Annotated in this window: 5 protein-coding genes; 4 read left to right on the forward strand and 1 reads right to left on the reverse strand. The window is 67.8% G+C overall.

Annotated features, from left to right (window positions below; genetic code table 11):
- Positions 1-85: 85 nt before the first annotated feature.
- Positions 86-799 carry a zinc ABC transporter ATP-binding protein AztA gene (gene aztA, locus ACFWMR_RS22900; protein WP_378379805.1) on the reverse strand — a complete coding sequence of 238 codons (714 nt, stop codon included), beginning with the start codon at positions 797-799 and terminating at the stop codon, positions 86-88.
- A gap of 49 nt (positions 800-848) precedes the next feature.
- Here aztA and aztB point away from each other — a divergent pair, with 49 nt between their 5' ends.
- Genes aztB through aztD form a run of 4 tightly spaced genes read left to right on the forward strand, consistent with a single transcriptional unit; the run spans position 849 to position 4,982 of the window.
- Positions 849-1,700: a zinc ABC transporter permease AztB gene (gene aztB / locus ACFWMR_RS22905; RefSeq protein ID WP_378279357.1), complete on the forward strand. Its 852-nt coding sequence runs from the start codon at positions 849-851 to the stop codon at positions 1,698-1,700.
- Positions 1,697-2,893 carry a hypothetical protein gene (locus ACFWMR_RS22910; RefSeq protein WP_378379806.1) on the forward strand — a complete coding sequence of 399 codons (1,197 nt, stop codon included), beginning with the start codon at positions 1,697-1,699 and terminating at the stop codon, positions 2,891-2,893. The genes aztB and ACFWMR_RS22910 overlap by 4 nt, the downstream gene beginning before the upstream one ends.
- Positions 2,890-3,789, forward strand: coding sequence for a zinc ABC transporter substrate-binding protein AztC (gene aztC / locus ACFWMR_RS22915; protein WP_093937400.1), 900 nt, complete (start codon positions 2,890-2,892; stop codon positions 3,787-3,789). The genes ACFWMR_RS22910 and aztC overlap by 4 nt, the downstream gene beginning before the upstream one ends.
- 26 nt (positions 3,790-3,815) lie before the next feature.
- The gene (aztD, locus tag ACFWMR_RS22920) at positions 3,816-4,982 is read left to right on the forward strand and encodes a zinc metallochaperone AztD (RefSeq protein ID WP_378379807.1); all 1,167 of its coding nucleotides are present in this window, start codon (positions 3,816-3,818) and stop codon (positions 4,980-4,982) included.
- Positions 4,983-5,272 lie beyond the last annotated feature (290 nt).

The raw sequence follows: 5,272 nt of genomic DNA on the forward strand, positions 1-5,272 counted from the left end.
ACGTTGACCGTTGCGAACGTGGCTTTCGCAACACCCCGAACCGGCAGGTGGGCAGGCCAGGTACACGCCACATTTGCCTTACCCCTCAATAAATGCGGGTTCGCAGGCCCCAGGCGGCGGACACGCTTTCCGGTGTCAGCACCGAGGTTGGAGGGCCGTCCCCGACGAGGCGCCCGTCCTGGAGCAGAAGGCAGTGATCGGCTCGGCCCGCCACTTCGAGGTCGTGCGTGACGCGCACGACCGTCGTGCCCTCGGCGAGGGTGGTGTGGAGTGCTTCGTCGATCAGGCCGCGGGCGTGCAGATCCAGACCTGCCGACGGCTCGTCGAGCAGCAGCAGTCCGGCTCGCTGGGCCAATCCCTGCGCCACCAGTGCCCGTTGCCGCTGCCCGCCGGAGAGGGTGCCGATCAGCCGATCCGCTATCGAGGTGATGTCCAGTCGCTCCAAGCACTCTTCGACGATCTTCCGGTCCATCTTGGACAGTCGTCGCCAGTGCCCGCGGTGCGCCCAGCGCCCCATCGTGACGGTGGCGCGCACGGTGATCGGCAGCGACTGGGAAACCTCGCTCTGCTGGGTCACGTAGGCGACGCGGCCCGGGTCGCGGCGGGTCATCGAGCCGCTGGTCGGTGGCAGTACGCCGGCGACGAGGTTGAGCAGTGACGACTTGCCGGCGCCGTTCGGGCCGGCGATCGCGGTGAGCCGTGCCGAGGGCAACTCGGCGGTGATCCCGCGCAACACCTCACGGGGCCCGTAGTGGGCGTGTGCGCGATCGATCTTGAGCGCCGCTGTGTCCGGGGTCATGCCCAGCCTCCTTTAGATAATGACAATCATTACCACTATAGTGTGACGGGTGGAGTGGTTGCTGATCCCCTTCGAGGTGTCGTTCGTGCAGCGTGCGCTGGTGGCGGGAGTGCTCGTTTCGGCGGTGTGCGCCGTCGTCGGGACCTGGGTGGTGTTGCGCGGCATGGCCTTCATCGGGGACGCCATGTCGCACGGGATGCTGCCCGGCGTGGCGATCGCCTCGCTGACCGGCGTGAACCTGCTGATCGGCGCCGCGATCAGCGCCGGGGTGATGGCGCTCGGCGTCACGGCCCTCGGACGTTCACGGCGGCTGTCCGAGGACACCACGATCGGGCTGCTCTTCGTCGGAATGCTCGCGAGCGGCGTGATCATCGTGTCGCATTCACGGTCGTTCGCGGTCGATCTCACCGGATTCCTCTTCGGTGACGTGCTCGCCGTCGGCTCCGGTGACCTGGTCGGTCTCGTGATCACCCTGGTCGTCGTGGGAGTGGTCGCTCTGCTGGGGCATCGCTCGTTCACCGCGCTCACCTTCGACGTCCGGAAGGCGCACACACTGGGTCTTCGGCCACGCCTGGCCAACGCGGTGCTGCTCGGGCTGGTCACCCTGACGATCGTCGCGTCGTTCCGCGTGGTGGGGACGCTGCTGGTGTTCGGGCTGCTCATCGCCCCTGCCGCGGCGGCGTTGTTCTGGTCCCGGCGGATCACCACGATCATGCTCGTCGCGGCGCTGCTCGGCATCGCCGCCACGGTCGGCGGCCTGCTCGTGTCCTGGCATTGGGGCACCGCGGCGGGCGCGACCATCGCCGCCGGCGCGGTCCTGTTGTTCTTCCTTTCCGCCCTCTTGTCGTTCGTACGACAGCGATTCCGTCCCCTGACACCGGAGATCGAGAGCTCACGATGAAACTGAAAGCAGTGACGGCGGTCGTCGCGGCGCTGACCTTGGCGGCGTGCGGCGGGGAGCAGCCGAAGGAGGCGCCCGCGGGGGTCCCGCACGGCTACGTCGAAGGTGCGGAAGAGGCGGCCGAGGCCCAGTCGCGGCTGATCGTCGCCGACACCGAAACGGGTGCCGTGCGTGTGGTGGACCTGATCACCGAGGAGGTGCACGAAACCGGGCGAGTCGACGGAGTGCATGCCCTGACCGGTGACGGCCGCTTCGGCTACCTGACTGCGCGCGACGGGACGGTCCGCGTGATCGACAGCGGTGCCTGGATGGTCGACCACGGTGACCACGTCCACTACTACCGGGCCAAAGTCCGGGACGTCGGTATGGCGCCGGGTAAACAACCTTCCTCGGTGTACAGCGATCCCGCCGTTTCGGCACTGTCCTATGCGGACGGTACGACGACGTTGCTCGACCGGGCCCAGCTCGACAAGGGCTCCTTGGTCGAACTGGGAAAGATCACGCGTGACCCGCACGCCGGTGTCGCGGTTCCGTACGGCGGGCACATCCTCGCTTCGGTGGCGGACGCCGGACGGCCGCTGGCCCGTGGAGTGCGCGTTCACGACCGTCAGGGCAAGGCCTTGGCGGAGATCCCTGAGCCGTGTCCGGATTTGCAAGGGCAGGCGGTGACCCGGCGAGGGGTCGTGTTCGGTTGCGCGGACGGCGCGTTGCTCGTGACCGAAAAGGACGGTGTTTTCACGGGGTCGAAGATCCCGTACCCGCGCGATGTCACGACACAGGAACGCGCCACCGCCTTCTTCCACCGGCCGGGCGCCGCGACGCTCGCGGCACGGGCGGGGGAGACGGCCGTGTGGTTCCTCGATGTCGGCCGTCGCAGCTGGCAGCACGTCGAAACCGGGCCGGTCGCCGCGGTGAACGCCGTGGGGGAGGGCGGTTCGCTGCTGGCCTTGACCCGGGACGGAACGCTGCGTTCCTTCGACGGCACGGGAAAGGAACAGGCGGCGATCCCGCTGCTGGCACCGGAAGCGGCCGGGACCGACGGCGTCTCCATCCAGGTCGACACGACCCGCGCCTACGTCAACAACCCGCTCTCCGCGGACGTGTACGAGATCGACTACAACGACAATCTTCGTCGCGCCAGGACGTTGAAGGTCGGCGGCAAGGCAGGCCACGTCGTGGAGACCGGCCGATGAGGCGGCGGGTACTCGCCCTGTGCGTCGCGGCGCTGCTGACGGCGGCCGGATGCTCCGGAAGTGGCGGAAACAGCACCTCGGTCGTCGTGACCACGAACATCCTCGGCGACATCACGCGCGCCGTCGTCGGTGATCAGGCCGAGGTGACCGTCCTGATGAAGCCGAACGCCGACCCGCATTCCTTCGGCATTTCCGCGCAGCAGGCGGCGCAGGTCGAACGCGCCGGTCTGATCGTCTACAACGGGCTCGGGCTCGAAGAGGGCATGTTACGCACGGTCCGCACCGCCGAAGAGAACGGTGTGCCGGCACTGCCCGCGGGAGACCGGGCGAATCCGATCAGCTACTCGGGAAACAAACCGGATCCCCATTTCTGGACGGATCCCGCCCGGGTACGCGACGTGGTGAAGGCGATCGCCGACGAGGTGGTCGCCCACGTCGGCGGCGTCGACGAAGCGGTGATCCGGGCCAACGCCGAACGCTATCGCGGGGAGATCGACGCACTCGACAAGATGATGACCGGAAAGTTCGGCGGGATCCCGCCCGAGCGCAGGAAACTCGTCACCAATCACCACGTGTTCGGGTACCTGGCCCAGCGGTACGGGTTCGAAGTGGTCGGTGCGGTGATTCCCGGCGGAACCACCCTCGCTTCGCCCAGTTCCTCGGATCTGAAGGAACTCGCCGACGTCGTCCGCGCGGCTGGCGTGCCGGTCGTCTTCGCCGATTCCTCGCAGCCGGACCGGCTCGCACGGGTCCTGGCCGAACAGGCCGGGCTGCACGTCGCGGTGACCCCGCTGTTCTCGGAATCGCTCAGCGAACCGGGCCAGGGCGCGGCCACCTACCTGGAAATGATGCGCGCCAACACCGAATCGATCACCACCGGTTTGACCCGTTCCTGACCGGAACAGACGAAAGGCACAAGGAAATGGCACGAACCACCCGATACGTCGCGCTGATGGCGACGACGGTGAGCACACTCGCGCTCGCCGCCTGCGCGACCGAGCAGCCCGCGGCGGAAGCCCGGAAGGACGCGGCGCCCGTCATCGCGGACCCGGTGGCCGTCACCTATGACGGCGGAATCCTCCTGCTCGACGGAAAGACCTTGAAGGTGGCGAAAAATCTCCCGCTGGAGGGCTTCAACCGGCTCAATCCGGCCGGGAACGACCGGCATCTCATGGTCTCGACGTCCACCGGGTTCCGCGTGCTCGACGCCGTCGGCGCCGTGCTGACGGACAACGAGGTGAAGGCCAGCAAGCCGGGACACGTCGTCCGGCACGCCGGCAAGACGGTGCTGTTCGCCGACGGGACTGGCGAGGTGACGGTGTTCGATCCGAAGACGATCGGCACCGCGGCCTTGCCTTCGCCGAAGCACAAGACGCCGGAAGCGCATCACGGCGTGGCCGTCGAACTCGCGAACGGCGAACTGGTCACCACGGTCGGGAACAAGGACAAGCGGTCCGGGATCGTAGTGCTGGACAAGGACAAGAAGGAGATCGCGCGCAACGAGCAGTGCCCGGGCGTGCACGGTGAAGCCGCCGCGCGTGGCGAAGCGGTCGTGGTCGGCTGCGAAACCGGTGTGCTGATCTACCGCGATGGTGTCATCACCAAGGTGACCAGCCCGGACGCCTACGGGAGGATCGGCAACCAGGCAGGCTCGGACGTCTCTCCGATCACCTTGGGCGACTACAAGGTCGACAAGGACGCCGAGCTCGAACGCTCGAACCGTGTCACGCTGATCGACACGGAGAAGGCCACGTTCAAGCACGTCGACCTCGGGACCAGCTACACGTTCCGGTCGCTGGCCCGTGGGCCTCAAGGCGAGGCGTTGGTGCTGGGCACCGACGGCCAGATCTATGTGATCGACCCGGTTTCGGGTGTGGTGACGCGGAAGATCGCCGTACTCGGTTCGTGGCAGGAACCGCTCGAGTGGCAGCAGCCGCGCCCGGCGATCTTCGTCCGGGGCGGGACGGCCTACGTGACCGATCCCGGCAAGAAGGAGATCCACGCGGTCGATCTCGCCTCCGGCACCAAGACCGTGACCGGCGCGCTTCCGGGTACGCCGAACGAGGTCAGCGGCGTGCTCGCCGGGTGACGCCTTCCGAGTGACAGGCTGCCTGTCGACGGGTAGGGCAAACGTGGAGTGTCGCGGAACGGGCCAGTGACTTCGCGCGACCAGACCTCGGGCGCCGACTGTGTGGATTTCGGTGCGTTGGACGACCAGAAATCCACACAGTCCCGGATGAGCGGACCGGTCAGCACAGCAAGGTGGCCCGAGAGGCTTGAGGGGGTGTGTGGGTGACTAGGGGATCAACGGGCCCGGGTGGGCACACACCCCCCCCCCGCTTTTCCCCGGATGACCACGCCCGCGGAGGGGGCGCGGCG

The sequence above is a fragment of the Amycolatopsis thailandensis genome, assembly GCF_042723255.1.
GTDB lineage: Bacteria > Actinomycetota > Actinomycetes > Mycobacteriales > Pseudonocardiaceae > Amycolatopsis > Amycolatopsis thailandensis.